This window comes from Desulfosporomusa polytropa (assembly GCF_055380075.1).
The window spans coordinates 645651-660291 of sequence record NZ_AP042400.1; the positions used below are offsets into that span (position 1 = coordinate 645651).

The 14641-nt window shown below is 43.1% G+C and carries 14 protein-coding genes and 1 other annotated feature (1 of these 15 running past the window's edge); of the genes, 10 read left to right on the forward strand and 4 right to left on the reverse strand.

The genetic code is table 11. The features are described from left to right. Positions 1 to 4: 4 nt before the first annotated feature. From ACZ449_RS04665 to ACZ449_RS04695, 7 genes are all read left to right on the forward strand, one after another. Entirely contained in the window at positions 5 to 1483 is a 1479-nt protein-coding gene (locus tag ACZ449_RS04665; protein WP_464259901.1) for a hydrogenase 4 subunit F, read from the forward strand. Then, on the forward strand, positions 1480 to 2991 hold the full coding sequence (locus ACZ449_RS04670; protein ID WP_464259902.1) for a hydrogenase large subunit: 1512 nt from the start codon (positions 1480 to 1482) through the stop codon (positions 2989 to 2991). Before ACZ449_RS04665 ends, ACZ449_RS04670 begins: the two co-directional genes overlap by 4 nt. A 12-nt stretch (positions 2992 to 3003) precedes the next feature. Next, on the forward strand, positions 3004 to 3723 hold the full coding sequence (gene nuoB, locus ACZ449_RS04675) for an NADH-quinone oxidoreductase subunit NuoB (protein WP_464259903.1): 720 nt from the start codon (positions 3004 to 3006) through the stop codon (positions 3721 to 3723). After that, a complete protein-coding gene (gene sdaAB / locus ACZ449_RS04680; RefSeq protein ID WP_464259904.1) occupies positions 3723 to 4388 on the forward strand; it encodes an L-serine ammonia-lyase, iron-sulfur-dependent subunit beta in 666 nt (221 codons plus the stop codon). The genes nuoB and sdaAB overlap by 1 nt, the downstream gene beginning before the upstream one ends. A 14-nt stretch (positions 4389 to 4402) precedes the next feature. Further along, complete coding sequence (gene sdaAA, locus ACZ449_RS04685; RefSeq protein ID WP_464259905.1) at positions 4403 to 5290, forward strand: L-serine ammonia-lyase, iron-sulfur-dependent, subunit alpha; 888 nt, start codon at positions 4403 to 4405, stop codon at positions 5288 to 5290. Between the two features lie 62 nt (positions 5291 to 5352). After that, on the forward strand, positions 5353 to 5733 hold the full coding sequence (locus ACZ449_RS04690; RefSeq protein ID WP_464259906.1) for a RidA family protein: 381 nt from the start codon (positions 5353 to 5355) through the stop codon (positions 5731 to 5733). 80 nt (positions 5734 to 5813) lie between these two features. Then, a complete protein-coding gene (locus tag ACZ449_RS04695; protein WP_464259907.1) occupies positions 5814 to 6173 on the forward strand; it encodes an HsmA family protein in 360 nt (119 codons plus the stop codon). Between the two features lie 3 nt (positions 6174 to 6176). Here the strand turns inward: ACZ449_RS04695 and lgt are convergent, their stop codons facing one another. Beyond that, positions 6177 to 6971, reverse strand: a complete 795-nt coding sequence (lgt, locus tag ACZ449_RS04700) for a prolipoprotein diacylglyceryl transferase (protein ID WP_464259908.1) — start codon at positions 6969 to 6971, stop codon at positions 6177 to 6179. A 79-nt stretch (positions 6972 to 7050) separates the two neighbouring features. Between lgt and ACZ449_RS04705 the strand changes: the two genes are divergently transcribed. Together ACZ449_RS04705 and ACZ449_RS04710 are read left to right on the forward strand one after the other, a co-directional pair. Next, entirely contained in the window at positions 7051 to 7659 is a 609-nt protein-coding gene (locus ACZ449_RS04705; protein WP_464259909.1) for a TlpA family protein disulfide reductase, read from the forward strand. Further along, the gene (locus tag ACZ449_RS04710; RefSeq protein ID WP_464259910.1) at positions 7649 to 8353 is read left to right on the forward strand and encodes a cytochrome c biogenesis CcdA family protein; all 705 of its coding nucleotides are present in this window, start codon (positions 7649 to 7651) and stop codon (positions 8351 to 8353) included. Before ACZ449_RS04705 ends, ACZ449_RS04710 begins: the two co-directional genes overlap by 11 nt. An 11-nt stretch (positions 8354 to 8364) precedes the next feature. On the opposite strand, the gene ACZ449_RS04715 is transcribed toward ACZ449_RS04710, so the two are convergent. Both ACZ449_RS04715 and ACZ449_RS04720 read right to left on the reverse strand, forming a co-directional pair. Continuing rightward, positions 8365 to 9060: a metallophosphoesterase gene (locus tag ACZ449_RS04715; protein WP_464259911.1), complete on the reverse strand. Its 696-nt coding sequence runs from the start codon at positions 9058 to 9060 to the stop codon at positions 8365 to 8367. Between the two features lie 97 nt (positions 9061 to 9157). Then, positions 9158 to 12424, reverse strand: coding sequence for a DEAD/DEAH box helicase (locus tag ACZ449_RS04720; RefSeq protein ID WP_464259912.1), 3267 nt, complete (start codon positions 12422 to 12424; stop codon positions 9158 to 9160). Positions 12425 to 12581: 157 nt separating this feature from the next. Between ACZ449_RS04720 and ACZ449_RS04725 the strand changes: the two genes are divergently transcribed. Beyond that, positions 12582 to 13961: an aminotransferase class V-fold PLP-dependent enzyme gene (locus ACZ449_RS04725; RefSeq protein ID WP_464259913.1), complete on the forward strand. Its 1380-nt coding sequence runs from the start codon at positions 12582 to 12584 to the stop codon at positions 13959 to 13961. 81 nt (positions 13962 to 14042) lie between these two features. Here ACZ449_RS04725 and ACZ449_RS04730 read toward each other — a convergent pair whose 3' ends face one another. After that, the gene (locus tag ACZ449_RS04730) at positions 14043 to 14447 is read right to left on the reverse strand and encodes a hypothetical protein (protein ID WP_464259914.1); all 405 of its coding nucleotides are present in this window, start codon (positions 14445 to 14447) and stop codon (positions 14043 to 14045) included. A gap of 109 nt (positions 14448 to 14556) precedes the next feature. Continuing rightward, positions 14557 to 14641 (forward strand) — a binding site (T-box leader) (it continues 122 nt past the right edge of the window).

Sequence of the window (14641 nt, forward strand, 5' to 3'; positions counted from 1 at the left end):
TATTATGGGGCATTTGATAGTTTTAGCGCTTGTTCTGCCGCTTATAACCGGTGCTTTTACTATGATACAGTCAGGGCAAAAAGCGATCCGGTTTATTAATTTAATAGGCAGTATGCTATTGAGTTTCACTTTGATCATCATTGTACATCATGTAGTAGAAAATGGGACAATTCATGTGGGTCAATTCTATATTGATTCCTTAAGTGCGGTTGTGCTGTTGGTGGTAGCTACGCTTACTTGTACGGCGACCTTATTTTCCCTCTCTTATATGGAACAGGAAATCCTAGAGGGAAAGGTTTCATTTAAAATGCTCAAACGCTATTTTGCGTTATTTAATTTGTTTGAGTTTACGATGATTTGTGTGCCTATGGTAGAAAATATGGGGATGCTTTGGGTCGCTGTTGAGGCTACTACTCTTAGCTCGGCGCTACTGGTTGCGTTTTATTTTAATCGGGCAGCATTGGAAGCGGCTTGGAAATATGTTATGGTGTGTACAGTTGGTATATGCTTGGCTTTATTGGGAACTATTCTCTTATATTATGCTCAAGTTAATGCTGATTTGAGCGGTGGGGGACAGGCGCTAAGCTGGCTGGCGATCCAGGCGGTTAGCGATAAACTCGATCCGGCCATGATTAAGTTAGCTTTTGTATTTGTATTGATCGGCTATGGTACAAAAGCTGGTTTAGCTCCAATGCATACCTGGTTGCCTGATGCTCACAGCCAAGCACCTTCACCGGTTAGCGGTCTGTTATCAGGCGCGCTCTTGAGTTGTGCTTTATATGGTATTATTCGCATGGTTATTATTGTAAAAGGGGCTGTAGGGCCTGCTTTTCCTGAACAGTTTTTAATCGGATTTGGTTTACTTTCCCTTAGTATTGCTGTGCCATTTATTTTAGTGCAGCATGACCTGAAACGCTTGTTAGCCTATTCGAGCATTGAACATATGGGACTTATTACTTTGGGGCTTGGTTTGGGAACTCCCCTTGCCGTATATGGTGCGCTACTGCACATCATTAATCATGCGATAACAAAGTCATCTTTGTTTTATTTGGCTGGGGCTATTATTCAGCATTATGGGACCAAGAATATTATGCGTATTAAGGGACTGGTGGGAGCTATGCCGGTAGTGGGTGCCATGTTTGTAGCTGCCGTGTTGGCTATTGCTGGTTTACCGCCATTTAGCATTTTCTATAGCAAGCTGACCATTATCTGGGCCGCATTTCAATCGGGAAATTCCTGGTTGGGGGCGATCATATTGCTGTTGATGGCGGCTATTTTTGCAGGTATGATTTACTATACTTTGAAAATTGGCTTTGGTCCAATACCAAGCAAGGTAATAGGCAATTACCGACTGGGAAAACCAGCCATGGCAGCCGTATCGGTTTCTATGGTACTAATGATCGTTGGCGGAATATATCTGCCTCCCTGGTTTGATACACTTATTACCCAGGCGGTGGCTATTATCATAGGAGGGGGATTATGATAGGATCAGTACAGGTTATACCGGCATCAACCCTCAGGGCTGCGGCCACGGTGGTCTGCCATGGTGGACTCTTCCGGTTGGCGGCAATGTTTGCTAATGATGAACGTATGATAAACGGTAGTTTTGCCATTTATGTACTGTTTTTTAGCAAGGAAGATGCTGCTTTTAAAACAATCAAAGCAATTATTAAGCAGGATGACTCACCGGAGTTTCCTTCACTTACGCCGCTTATGGCAGCTGCAGCCTGGTATGAACGGGAAATTCATGACTTATTTGGCTTAAAACCAGTGGGGCATCCGGATTTACGACCATTGGTGCTGCATGAAAATTGGTCCCAGGGACAATATCCATTGAGAAAGGATTTTGAACTTGATAGCGTAGAGTCTGGCGAGAGCATCGAATATCCAGTGCCGCCTGTACAAGGAAAAGGGGTATTTGAAGTACCGGTCGGACCGATTCATGCCGGTATAATTGAGCCAGGACATTTTCGGTTTAGTCAGGCTGGTGAAAATATCATCAATCTTGAAGCAAAACTGTTTTTTGCGCATCGTGGTATTGAAAAGGCAGTTGAAGGCCTTTCATTTAGTAAAGCATTATTTCAGACTGAACGGATTTGCGGTGCTTGCTCAGTGGCAAATACACTTTCGTATGTTCAGGCCGTGGAGAGTCTTGCCAATACGGAGGTTCCGCTAAGAGCTGAGTATTTACGAGTGCTGGCTGCTGAGTTGGAGCGACTATATAATCATGTTGGCGATATTGGTAATTTGTGTGCTGGTTTAGGATTTGCTGCAGGTACCAGCAATGGTTCTCGTCTCAAGGAGCAATTGATGCGGCTTAACGAGCGCTTGACGGGAAATCGCTTTTTGCGTGGCTGGATCACCCTCGGGGGTGTTACAATGGATATAACACCAGAACTAGTGCAGGATATTGCGCGGTTGCTTGCAGGGATTACTGATGAACTTAACGATTTACTTGGCCTGCTACGTGATAATGATGCGTTTTTGGACAGGGTTAATAAAACAGGTATTTTGCCACAACAGGCGGCGCTTGATCTGGGGGTTGTTGGTGTAGCGGCCAGAGCGTCAGGAGTTGATTTTGATGTACGGCGGGATTTTCCTTATGCTGCTTACCGCAGCCTTAGCTTTCACGTCCCGGTATATACGAATGGTGATGTGGCTGCCCGCTTGTGGGTGAGGGCTGATGAAGCAGTTGAGTCCATCAAAATTGTTGGTCAGCTGCTTGAAGGGTTACCAAGTGGTAAGCTCAAAGGTGAATTGGGCTCAGTTGAGCCATATCAAGCAGCATTTAGCGTGACTGAATCACCGCGCGGTTCTAATTTGCACTGGCTTATGGCTGGCGAGAATAATACGATTTATCGATATTTTGTCCGCTCGGCCTCGTACCCTAATTGGCCAGCGCTTACTGTTGCTGTTCCAGGAAATATTATTCCGGATTTTCCCTTGATTAATAAAAGTTTTGAATTATGTTATGCGTGTCTTGATCGGTAAGGGGGGACGATTATGTTTAACCTTCTAAGAAAAATTATGAAAACAGGTTGTGTTACCGAGCCATATGATGGTGGTATTGTGCCGCCGCGTTTTCGCGGTGAGGTGGCGTGGGCAGAAGGTCAATGTCAGAGTTGCCAGCGCTGCCGCGTTGCCTGTCCTACTGGCGCAATTGGATTCAGTGGTGGAAGGTTGACAATTGATCACTCTGCCTGCGCATTTTGTGGACAATGTGTTGCTGTCTGTGAGCATAAGGCTCTGGCTCATACTGGCGAATACCAGCTGGCAGAGATGAAAAACCAGTTATCTGGTAAAATCAGATCAATACTTAAACGTTCGCTTCATATCAGACATGTTGATGCTGGTTCGTGTAATGCCTGTGATTGGGAAATGACTGCGCTTACTAATCCCATTTACGATTTGCAGCAATATGGTATTGATTTTGTACCTTCTCCCCGGCATGCGGATATGCTGATGATCACTGGCGTAGTGACTCGTAATTTAACGCAAGCCCTTACCATGACATATGAGGCAACACCATCCCCTAAACTGGTCATGGCGGTAGGTGCTTGCGCCGCTGGTGGTAAAGTTTTTGGCAATAGCTATGCAATTCAGGGTGCTGTTGATACAATTGTACCTGTTGATATCTATGTGCCAGGATGTCCGCCGCGTCCGGCGGCACTTATCTATGGGCTGTTATTGGCACTTGATCGGTTAGAGGAGGTCCGTAACTAATGAATATTTTTGACATTATTGGTCCGGTTATGGTTGGACCGTCTAGTTCTCACACTGCCGGAGCGGTACGGTTAGGTAATGTTGCCTGTGCTATTTTAGGAGAACCTGTGGCTGAAGCCGTGATTGGTCTGCACGGCTCCTTTGCCCAAACTGGAAGGGGTCATGGTACTGACCTGGCGCTGGTGGCAGGGCTGATGGGGTGGACCACTGATGATTTACGGATTCCGCAAGCCTTTGCGTATGCCCAAGAAATGGGCTTGAAATATTCCTTTAAGACTATTAATGCCGGTGAGGCGGCGCATCCCAATTTTGTCAAATTTCATTTGACAGGGAGAACGGGAAGCGAAAGTCAAGTGGCCGGGGCTTCTGTTGGCGGCGGCCGGGTAGTTATCAGTGAGGTGGATGGTTTTTCGCTTGAGTTTACTGGAGAATTTCCAACGATATTGACACTTCATGAAGACCGCCCGGGCGCAGTAGCGGAAGTGACTGGCATTTTATCCAAGCGCGGCGTGAATATTGCCCAAATGCGTGTTTTTCGTAGGAACAAAGGTGGGTTGGCCAGTATGGTGCTTGAAACCGACCAACCGGTGGATGATTCTGATATTGCTGCAGTGGCTGGGTTACCGATGATTCGGGCAGTACGTCGCATTAATGCGATAAGTTGAGGGAGGGTAGTGTTATGGCATTAGCTAAATTGTCACTGGGGGAATGGATTCAGGCGGCTGCAGAGCAAGCAGTTTCTTTTACAGACTTTTGTGTGGATTTTCAAAGAAGGGAGCTTGATTTAACAGCCGAAGAAGTACTGGCGCGGATGGAAGCCATGCTTGCGGTGATGGAAGAGTCTATTGCTGTCGGACTCAAAGGCCCGCGTTCTAAAGGCGGTCTGGTAGGTGGTGACGGACAAAAGCTGCAGAAATATCTAGCAGGTAAACAACAAAGTATGCTGGGGAATTTTATTGGTAAAGCCGTAGCGTATTCTATGGCAGTCGGTGAAGCCAATGCGGCCATGGGACGGATAGTGGCTGCGCCTACAGCTGGTTCGAGTGGCGTACTGCCGGCTGTCTTGTTTGCACTTAAAGAGGAGTATGGTGTTAATTCGCATGATTTAGCCAAAGCCCTAGTAGTAGCAGGGGCCATTGGTATGGTTATTGCTTCACGCGCCTCCCTTGCCGGTGCAGCTGGCGGCTGCCAGGCAGAGTGCGGTTCAGCCGGTGCGATGGCCGCCGGTGCGATGGTAGCCTTATTAGGAGGGACACCGGCCCAGGTTGGGAATGCTGTGGCCATTACCATCAAAAATATGCTTGGATTGGTATGTGATCCGGTCGCTGGTTTAGTGGAAGTACCTTGTGTTAAGCGCAATGCCGGGGCTGTAGCTCAGGCTATTGTTGCTGCTGAAATGGCACTTGCCGGGATTGAAAGTGTCATCCCAGTTGATGAAGTTATTGATGCCATGGAGTCGGTTGGTCAGTCGATGCATTGTTCACTTAAAGAAACAGCGCAAGGCGGTTTGGCGGTAACACCTACAGCACTGGCATTTACTGAGAAAATTTTTGGTAACACAAAATAAGCAGGTTTTTTCCAGCAAATGTAGAAAGACCTAAGAGAATATAATATTTGGAGGGCTGCAGCATGAAAACAGTTGTTTCTTCTGATCGTGCCCCGCAGGCCATTGGTCCCTATTCTCAAGCTATCAAGGCCAATGGTTTCTTATTTGTATCAGGGCAAATTCCATTGGATCCTATTACTGGACAAATTGTTTATGGAGGAATAGAAAGTCAAACATGTCAAGTACTTACTAACCTTCAGGCGATTTTAGAAAAAGAAGGTCTAAGTTTTGCTAATGTTGTTAAGACAACAGTATTTTTGAAAGACATGGATGATTTTACAGTAATGAATAAAATATACAGTCAACAATTTACTGATGCCCCGCCCGCCCGTGCGTGCGTTCAAGTAGCAAAGCTACCCCGTGATGTTAATGTGGAAATCGAAGTGATAGCCGTATATTCCTGAAAATGAGAAAGCCGAAACCATAAGAGGTTTCGGCTTTTACTATAATAGCAAGAGAAGGGTAATTGGAGGACAGAGTATATATGTTGATTATCGCTATTGTTTTTATCAGCTTAGCCGGTCTTTTTTATACGTTGGCTGTACTAGCAGAAAAAAAGCAAAACATTTTAAATTGGTGGCATGTAGTAGCATTTTGGTTAGGGTTAGTATTTGATAGTATTGGTACTACTGCAATGAGTAAAATTGTAGGGAGATTTCAGGCTGATTTCCATGGTTTGACAGGGTTGATTGCTATACTTCTGATGTTTATTCATACAGTATGGGCAACCTGGGTATTATATTCAGCCAATAACCATCTAAAAGTTAATTTTCATAAGTTCAGTATTTTTGTATGGTTAATATGGTTAATACCAATGATTTCAGGTGTACTACTTAGTAAATAGTAACTATTTATTTTTATCTGTCAGTCCGATGCGCTCGGCATAATAACCTTGCCGAATAAACAGGATAAGTCCGATGAGTATAACTGCCAAACTGGTGAGTTGGGCTGATTTTAGGCCAAACATCAGTGTACCATAATCTCCCCTGAGAAATTCCAGGAAAAAGCGGGCTGTCGAATACAAAATAGCATAAAGAATGAAAACCTGTCCTTTGGCATGGTTCGTTGTTCTAAAGATCAGTAACAGTACAAAGATAATGATATCAATTTGACCTTCCCAGACTTCTGCTGGCCACAAGGGCTTGTTACCATAGACCTGATGAGCCAAAGTTGTTGCTGGATAGATGATGCCAAAATCACTGCCAGTTGGGTGCCCGAAGGCATCACCATTCATTAAGTTGGCCATTCGCCCAATGGCTTGTCCTATGATAACTGCTGGTGCGGCCACAATATCAGCAAATGCCCAGGTATCAATTTTATGGAGCTTGGTATAGATAATGCCGGCAATAGCACCTAATAAAACACCGCCCTGAATGGCCATGCCGCCCTGCCAGACAAAAGGAATTTCCAGCAGGTGGTGCTGATAATAATCCCAGTCAAAAAAGAAAACATCCCATAATCGCGCACCGACAATGCCAGCTAAACCGCAGTAAATCCCAATATCCGGCACATGCTGGTGCCAGCGGCCGTCCTGTTTGGCAAGAAAATAGGCGGTACCGGTAGCTAGGATGATACTTAAGCTTAAGATTAACCCATAAGCGCGGATTGGAAAATCACCAATGAAAAAGAGGTACTGATGCATAGTATGTTGAAACCTCCATTATTAATTAATAGTAGCAAGCCATCAAACATATATCTGTTATATAGGAAAGGGGATATTTATGCCAAGAAGATTTATAGTACTAGCCATAGCAATGATTGCGGTGACTGTTGCCATAGGTTTTATCGCTATGCAGCCAGATAATTTTACGGGGACTGACGCTGGTAAGCCAGCAGTAAGTACAGGTGTAACGCCCGAAAAAGCCAATAACGAGCAGCAAAGTAATGGTTTTGCTGCAGCTAAACCAGTCATCGATACAGGGGTAACTGTTGGGAAACGGTTACCGGAATTTGCGCTGGCTACGCTGACAGGAAAAGAAACCAGAGTGACTCTGGACGGACAAATTATTGTACTCAACTTTTGGGCAACCTGGTGTCCACCCTGTCGCCAGGAGATGCCTGAGCTTGAGAAATTTGCCCGACAGTATAGCGGTAAAGTGATGTTTTATGCGATTAACATTCAGGAGCCTAGTGATACAGTGACCGAATTTCTGACACAAAATCAATACACCATGAAGGTGCTTTCCGACAAAGACGGGGAGGTGGCAAAGAACTTTCGTATTAATAGTATCCCAACAACCCTGGTAGTGGATAAACAAGGTATTATCAAATATCGAAAGTCGGGTCCGGTTACGGTGACCGAATTGGAAGGGGTGTTGAATGGATTATAACCTTACATTGGTAACAGTTTTTGGGGCAGGGGTAGTTTCATTTTTATCACCATGTGTACTGCCAATGCTGCCAACCTATACTGCACTTTTAGCCGGTACGGAAACTCCGGCAAAGTCAAGCAATGGAAGCTGGACCTTCTTTGTTAATGCCCTTAGCTTTTTGAGCGGATTTACCTTGCTATTTGTCGCTATGGGGGCAACGGCTTCCTATATTGGTGAGTTCTTTTTAAATTATCAGGAGATTATCCGCAAAGTAGGGGCAGCCTTCATGGTAATTATGGGTTTACAGGTGATTGGTGTACTAAAGATTCCCGGGCTTGAGCGCGAGTATCGTCCTTTATTACAGGGGACTTTTGTTGGTCCATTTGGGGCTTTTTTGCTTGGATTGGCATTTACTGCTGGTTGGACACCCTGCACTGGGCCGATTCTAGCTACTGTGCTTATGTATGCTGGTTCTACGGCCACAGTTGCGCAAGGGGCCTTTTTATTGTTTATTTATGCTATGGGGTTTTGCCTACCGTTTATGGCATTGGCTATTGTGCTCAATCGCTATATGAATCAAATAAAAGGACTATATAAGTGGTTGCCGCTTATTCAGCAGACCGCCGGAACTGTACTTGTTGTGGCAGGTATTCTGCTTTATTTTGATTTGATGAAAAAGTTAATAGGCATCATCTGGGGGATTTTTTATTAAAGAAGCGTATTTTAGATAAGTTGCTTCACAGTAAATTCCAACGCATCGCAGGATACTAGATGGTAGATGGTGTTATTAATCATGCCAGTAGTGGCAGTTTTTATTGATGACGCACTGTGAAGATGACCATAAATACAAATAGCTACCTGATAGTTGTTAATTAGATCAGCAAAGCCAGTTGCCGTTTGGTGATTATAAAACGGAGGGAAGTGGAGCATAAGGATGATCTGGGAAAAGCCAGCAGCGCGGGCGGCACTGAGCGATGCTTCCACGCGCAGGAGCTCGCGGTCAAAAATAGCCTGATCCTTAGATTTGAATAGGGGGTCTTCCGGGCAGGTCCAACCCCGACTGCCGCAGATAGCCCACTTACCGGCAGTGGCAAAATTGTTATTAAGAAATTCAAATTTGCCCTCAGTGGCTGTAGCCATCTTACTTAGCGTCTGCCACCAGTAGTCATGATTGCCGCGAATTATGATTTTTCTGCCAGGAAGATCAGCAATGGCGTTCAAATCAACAAGTGCGTCCGGTAGTTTCATAGCCCAGGAAATGTCGCCAGCAAGCAGGACAATATCCTCATTTGTTATTTGTTCTTGCCAGCTTGCTTTGATTTTTTCCCAATGACCATCCCAATGCCTGCCAAAAATACTCATAGGCTTGGTTGGTGGTTGGCCTGACAAATGGAGATCTGCTATGGCGAATATCTTCATAAAAGAAAGCATCCTTTGTGTATATTTTAGAGCCTAGAATATATTTTATCTAATATTAGAATGAATAGCAAATAGGTAAGAATGTAAGAAAGCAGTACTATAAAGTGAATAACTCTCGAATTTCAGTCTCATTCATTTTTGTCAGGAAGTTTTCACCAGGCTGAATGAGAGAATCAATCATTTCTTTCTTCTTCTGCTGCAAGCGGTATATTTTTTCTTCAATCGTATTTTTAGTAATTAGCTTATAAACTTGTACGGAATTTTTTTGACCAATACGGTAAGCGCGGTCAGTTGCCTGGTCTTCGACGGCTGGATTCCACCAAGGGTCATAGTGAATAACCATGTCGGCGCCAGTAAGATTGAGGCCGGTACCCCCTGCTTTTAGCGAGATGAGGAAAACCTCTTTATCACCGGCATTAAAAGAATTAACTAGTTTAATCCGATCCTCGGCCTTAGTTGAGCCATCTAAATAGTGGTAATCAATTTTCATGGCCGCAAGTTTCTGTTTAATTATGGCTAACATGCCGGTAAATTGAGAAAATAGCAGAATCCTATGGCCACCATCGGTAGCGTCTTTCAATAATTCCTGCAACATATCAAGTTTGCCGCTGCCACCTTGATAATTTTCAATAAACAAGGAAGGGTGGCAACAGATTTGCCTAAGTCGGGTTAATAACGATAATATTTTAATTTGACTTTTTTCAAAGCCCTTGGTGCTGATTTCCACTTCAAACTCTTGTTTGGCTTTTAAGAGCCAGGCAGCATATAATCTGGTTTGCTCTGAGGTCATTTCGTTAACCATTTTACTCTCGATTTTTTCAGGCAGTTCTTTTAGAACTGCCTTTTTCATGCGCCGCAAAATAAAGGGTTTAATATGACGGCTTAACTCTCGCAAGGCGGTTTGGTCGCCATTTTTGACTATGGGAATTTCGAACCGGTTAGTAAATATCTTGTGTGTGCGCAGATAGCCTGGCATTAGGAAATCAAAAATCGACCATAACTCTGTCAGTGTGTTTTCAATGGGCGTGCCGGTAAGAGCAAAATAGCTTTTAGCTTTGATTTGTTTTACTGATTTAGCGTTTAAGGTGTTAGGATTTTTGATATGTTGCGCTTCATCTAGAAAACAGTACGTAAAGGTTCTTTTTTCGTAGAATTCAATATCCCGCTTGATAAGAGCATAGGAGGTTATAACTAAATCAGCATTGTCTATATCTTTGAGCTGTTCTAACCGCTCAGTTGGCTGCCCTGAGATAACGATTGCTTTTAGACTAGGCGCAAATTTAAATACTTCTTCTTGCCAGTTATATACCAATGAGGTTGGTGCAATGACGAGTGATGGCGCCGTGGCATGGTCTTTTTCTGCAAGAATAAAAGTGATTACTTGCAGGGTTTTCCCAAGGCCCATATCATCGGCTAAAATACCCCCCAAACCATAATAGGATAATGACTTAAGCCATTTCAATCCTGTTTTCTGATAATCCCGAAGCTTTCCCTGAATGCCTGGGGGAACAGCATATTCAATATCTTGTGGTTCGCGAATATCTTGCACCATGCGTTTAAACGCGCTGTTTCTTTCAAAGGCAAAGTCAGCGGTATCTCTTGCTAAACTATCTAAGTATAAAGCGCGGTATTTGGGTAGTTCAACGACTTGTTTTTCAATATCGGCAGGACGGAGACCTAATTCTTCAATAAGTCCGGCAACCGTCTGGAATTCAGGGGAATCAAGCGGTATAAATGCGCCTGTGGGGAGGCGGTGGTATCGCTTTTTAAGCTTATAGGCAGACAATAACTCAATTAATTCCTTAGAGGATATATCCTCTAAGTCAAGGGAAAGCTCCAGCATGTCAGTAGCTGTATTTAGTCTTATTCCTGCGGCGATTTTTCCAGGAGGTTGTACTTTCATATTGTTAAAATCATCGGAATAAAAAATTTCAGCAATATCTTGTAGTTCAGGTAAAGCTTCTTGTAAAAAGGAATAGACGGCTTCTTCCTCGGCTAAAACAAATTTATCAGTTGACCAGACAAAACCGTGCTGGTGGAAAATGTTTAATAAAATTTTTTCTTCAATGGCCGACCGTAGCAGCCATTTATCTTTAACGGCATTTTGTGCTGAAATGGGACTGGCGTTATGTTGGATGATCACATCGCCATAGCAAAATTCAATTTTTGCACTTATACCTTCAGCAAATTTATCGAGATATACTCGTTTCTGCAACTGTTTTTTGTGGAATTTCTTATGTACAGCTGAATCAATGGTAACAGATGCAATTGTTTCAAGCGCAGGTAAGGCAGCTGATACAAACTCTGACACTGCTCCAGACGGAATGTGTAATTCGGGTTTTCGATTCTCACTAAAGCAATTGAGTAAACGTTTAATATATTGGGCGAAAACCGCATCCACATGATAGATCGCTTTGTTATGATAGATGTATTGAAAATCAGAATCAAGCCCATAAAATACGTCATTTGCCAAATTCATGGTTAAACTTAAGCCACCATTGATTTCTTTAATGCCCAAATTAACAGGTGGCCTGCTGTTAATGATGGTGAGGTTCGCAATTTTTTGGTCGTTAATTACAGCGGTAAATGGCGCTGTTCCCATAGTCTTCAAAAAATGCAAGAGATTTGTATTGGTAAGTTTAAAGTGCCGTGAGTCGCTAAAGGCTGAATGGGATGAAGAACTTGAAAAGCCTGGATAGTTCCAAAAGATGCGCTCCTTTTCTTCTTTATAAGCCTGGTGTAACATGTTTAGTAATATAACTGACAAATCATCAAACTGTACTTTCTGAGGTAGTAAAGTCAAGTTTTTGCCAAAAATAATTTCTTGGTTTGTATCTAAAGCGACAAGTAATTGTGGAATATCTTTCAGTACATACATGCGATCAGAACCAATGGTAAACTCTAAGTAGCTTATTTTTCTAGTATTGTATACATAGAATCCATACGTAGGAGTAAGCTTCACCAAATGAGTTGCATCTGCTTTTTCAGAAGTCATCTCGGTAGCCTGATTCTGAAAAAAATTAAGCATTTCCTGCGTGGACCGTGTTAGCGGCACTTGTTTTAATGTACCAAAATAGTCTGGCCAAGCATGCTGAATGGCTTTTAATACGGCAACAACATGTTTACAGGCACCTTTGTGACTATGAAAAGCAGGGCAATCACAGACATAATTTTTTATTTTTTGTTGACCATTAAAAGTCACTGCTACGATATAGAAATATTGGCCGCGCACCCGAGCCTCAAAGGTATTATCTTGGCGCGACAAATGTAAGTTATCAACACAATTGTTGTGATAATAATGACTGCCTCTCATATAAGAGGCGTCAGAATCTGCTTCAGCTTTAATTATTTCGTCTGTTAACATGTGGCTTCCCTTCCGGTTCTATCAGTAGTCCAATTAGTATTAATTATCCTGTGGTAGGTAAAAATCCTGCATTAGTATTCCCATTATATTATTCTTCAGCATACATTATAGGGACGGCGTATCGCTAAGCTAGAATAATTTAGGGCGGGGTTGAAACATGAGCTATCGTAAAATGGATGATTATTTCCGGAAGTTAGTGACCGGAACAGAAACAAAGATACTATTAGCAAATGGCAAATATGTTACAGCCATTAATTTTGATAATGCGGCTACTACGCCGCCGTTTTGCTCTGTATTGAATGAAATAGCCCGATTTTCACCCTGGTATGCTTCTGTCCATCGTGGAAAAGGCTATAAGTCCATTCTTACTTCTGAAGTTTATGAGCATGGCCGGGACGTGGTACGAAAATTTGTTAAAGCAGATAAACGTGACGCTGTAATTTTTACCAAGAATACCACAGAATCAATTAATATGTTAGCATATGCGCTTACCAATCAGAGTGAGCAGCAGGTTGTTTTGTCAACAGACATGGAACACCTTGCCAATGATATGCCTTGGCGGGATAAGTTCATTATTGATTATATAACACTAACTAAGTCGGGCAGGTTGTCGCTACAAGACTTGGAATCAAAGCTTAAGGCATATGAAAACCGGGTGAAACTTGTAACTGTAACAGGCGCTTCCAATGTTACCGGCTATGTTAATCCGATAAATGAGATTGCTCAATTGGCTCACCAATACGGAGCTAAGATTCTGGTAGACGGTGCCCAGTGGGTGCCACATATGCCTGTTGATATGAAACCATATAATTCCCCTAAACATATTGATTACTTGGCTTTTTCTGCACATAAAATGTATGCACCCTTTGGGACAGGGGTCCTCATTGGGCCCAAAGAAACGTTTGAGAAGGCTGTTCCTGTATATCAGGGTGGGGGAGCTGTTGGATTGGTTTCACATCAAACAATTGAATGGGATAATCCACCAGCCAAGTATGAAGCCGGGACACCTAATATGATGGGTGTGTTAGCCCTTATTACAGCAATAGAGACATTAAATGAACTAGATATAAACAATATTTGTCAGTATGAACGGGAATTGATTGAGTATACTATCGGTGGATTGTCAGCGATACCGGGAATTACCCTATATTGTACTGGAAATAATAACCCAGAACGAGTGAGCCTGATATCTTTTACATTAGAAGGACTGCACCATAGTCAAATAGCTGAAATATTATCTCAGGAAGCAGGTATAGCCGTTCGCAATGGTTTGTTCTGTGCTCATCCGTATGTAGCAAATTTACTAAAAGTAAGTACCGAAGAAATTAACTATTATCAGACCCATGATGATAAAACGATACCAGGATTGGTGCGAATTAGTTTTGGCCTATATAATAATTTGCGGGAGATAGATGTTTTTTTGAAACTATTGTCACATATCGCCAGCCAACGGCAATATTATGCCCGCAAATATGGTTATGTAATAGCGCCTGGACGCTGCGATACCAGCCAGACAAAGGATTATCCATACTGCTAAGACCTGACAAAACCAATACCACCCAGATTCCGCGTACGGGTTCTGGGTGGTATTGGTTTCGTTGACTGACTCTGCATTCATTTAATTATTAGGGCTGGTTGATTTAATCCATTCCTCTAACTTGGACAATACTTCAGCGCGGGCTGTTGCTACTTCTTCGCCTCTCCATTCTTGACCGGTTTCGCTGTCAAACCACGAATCTTTTTGCGAAAAAGTTCCGCTGGGGTACAGTTTTTCTTGGGCAGCATCCAAGATACCATCAAGCATGCTTTGCTTGATGGTTTTTCTGATCATACGGCAGCCGGCCTTCTCGGTAGTTGTAACCTCTATGCCGTCAGGGCCGGCGCTAAGCCCAACATGGGAAAGCAATTTACCTTGTTGACTGGCGGCAGAAATAGCCTGCTTGGCATAAGCGGCGGCCTGCTCCCGCTTAATACTGTCATCATCTACAGTTACTCTTACATTGCCGATAATAAGCTTATACATGACGCACCTCCTTATGAACTATTGTATGACTATTAACTAGAGATAGAACTGCTTTTAACACCTAGGCTATAAGTTGACTTTTATAATTAGTTGTTATATAATGGAACATACAAATCTGAAGAGGCAGAATAGTAAGCTTATAGCACAGTTCAGAAAGTTGGCGGATGTTGCGAGCCAATCTGCGTGATAGTTGA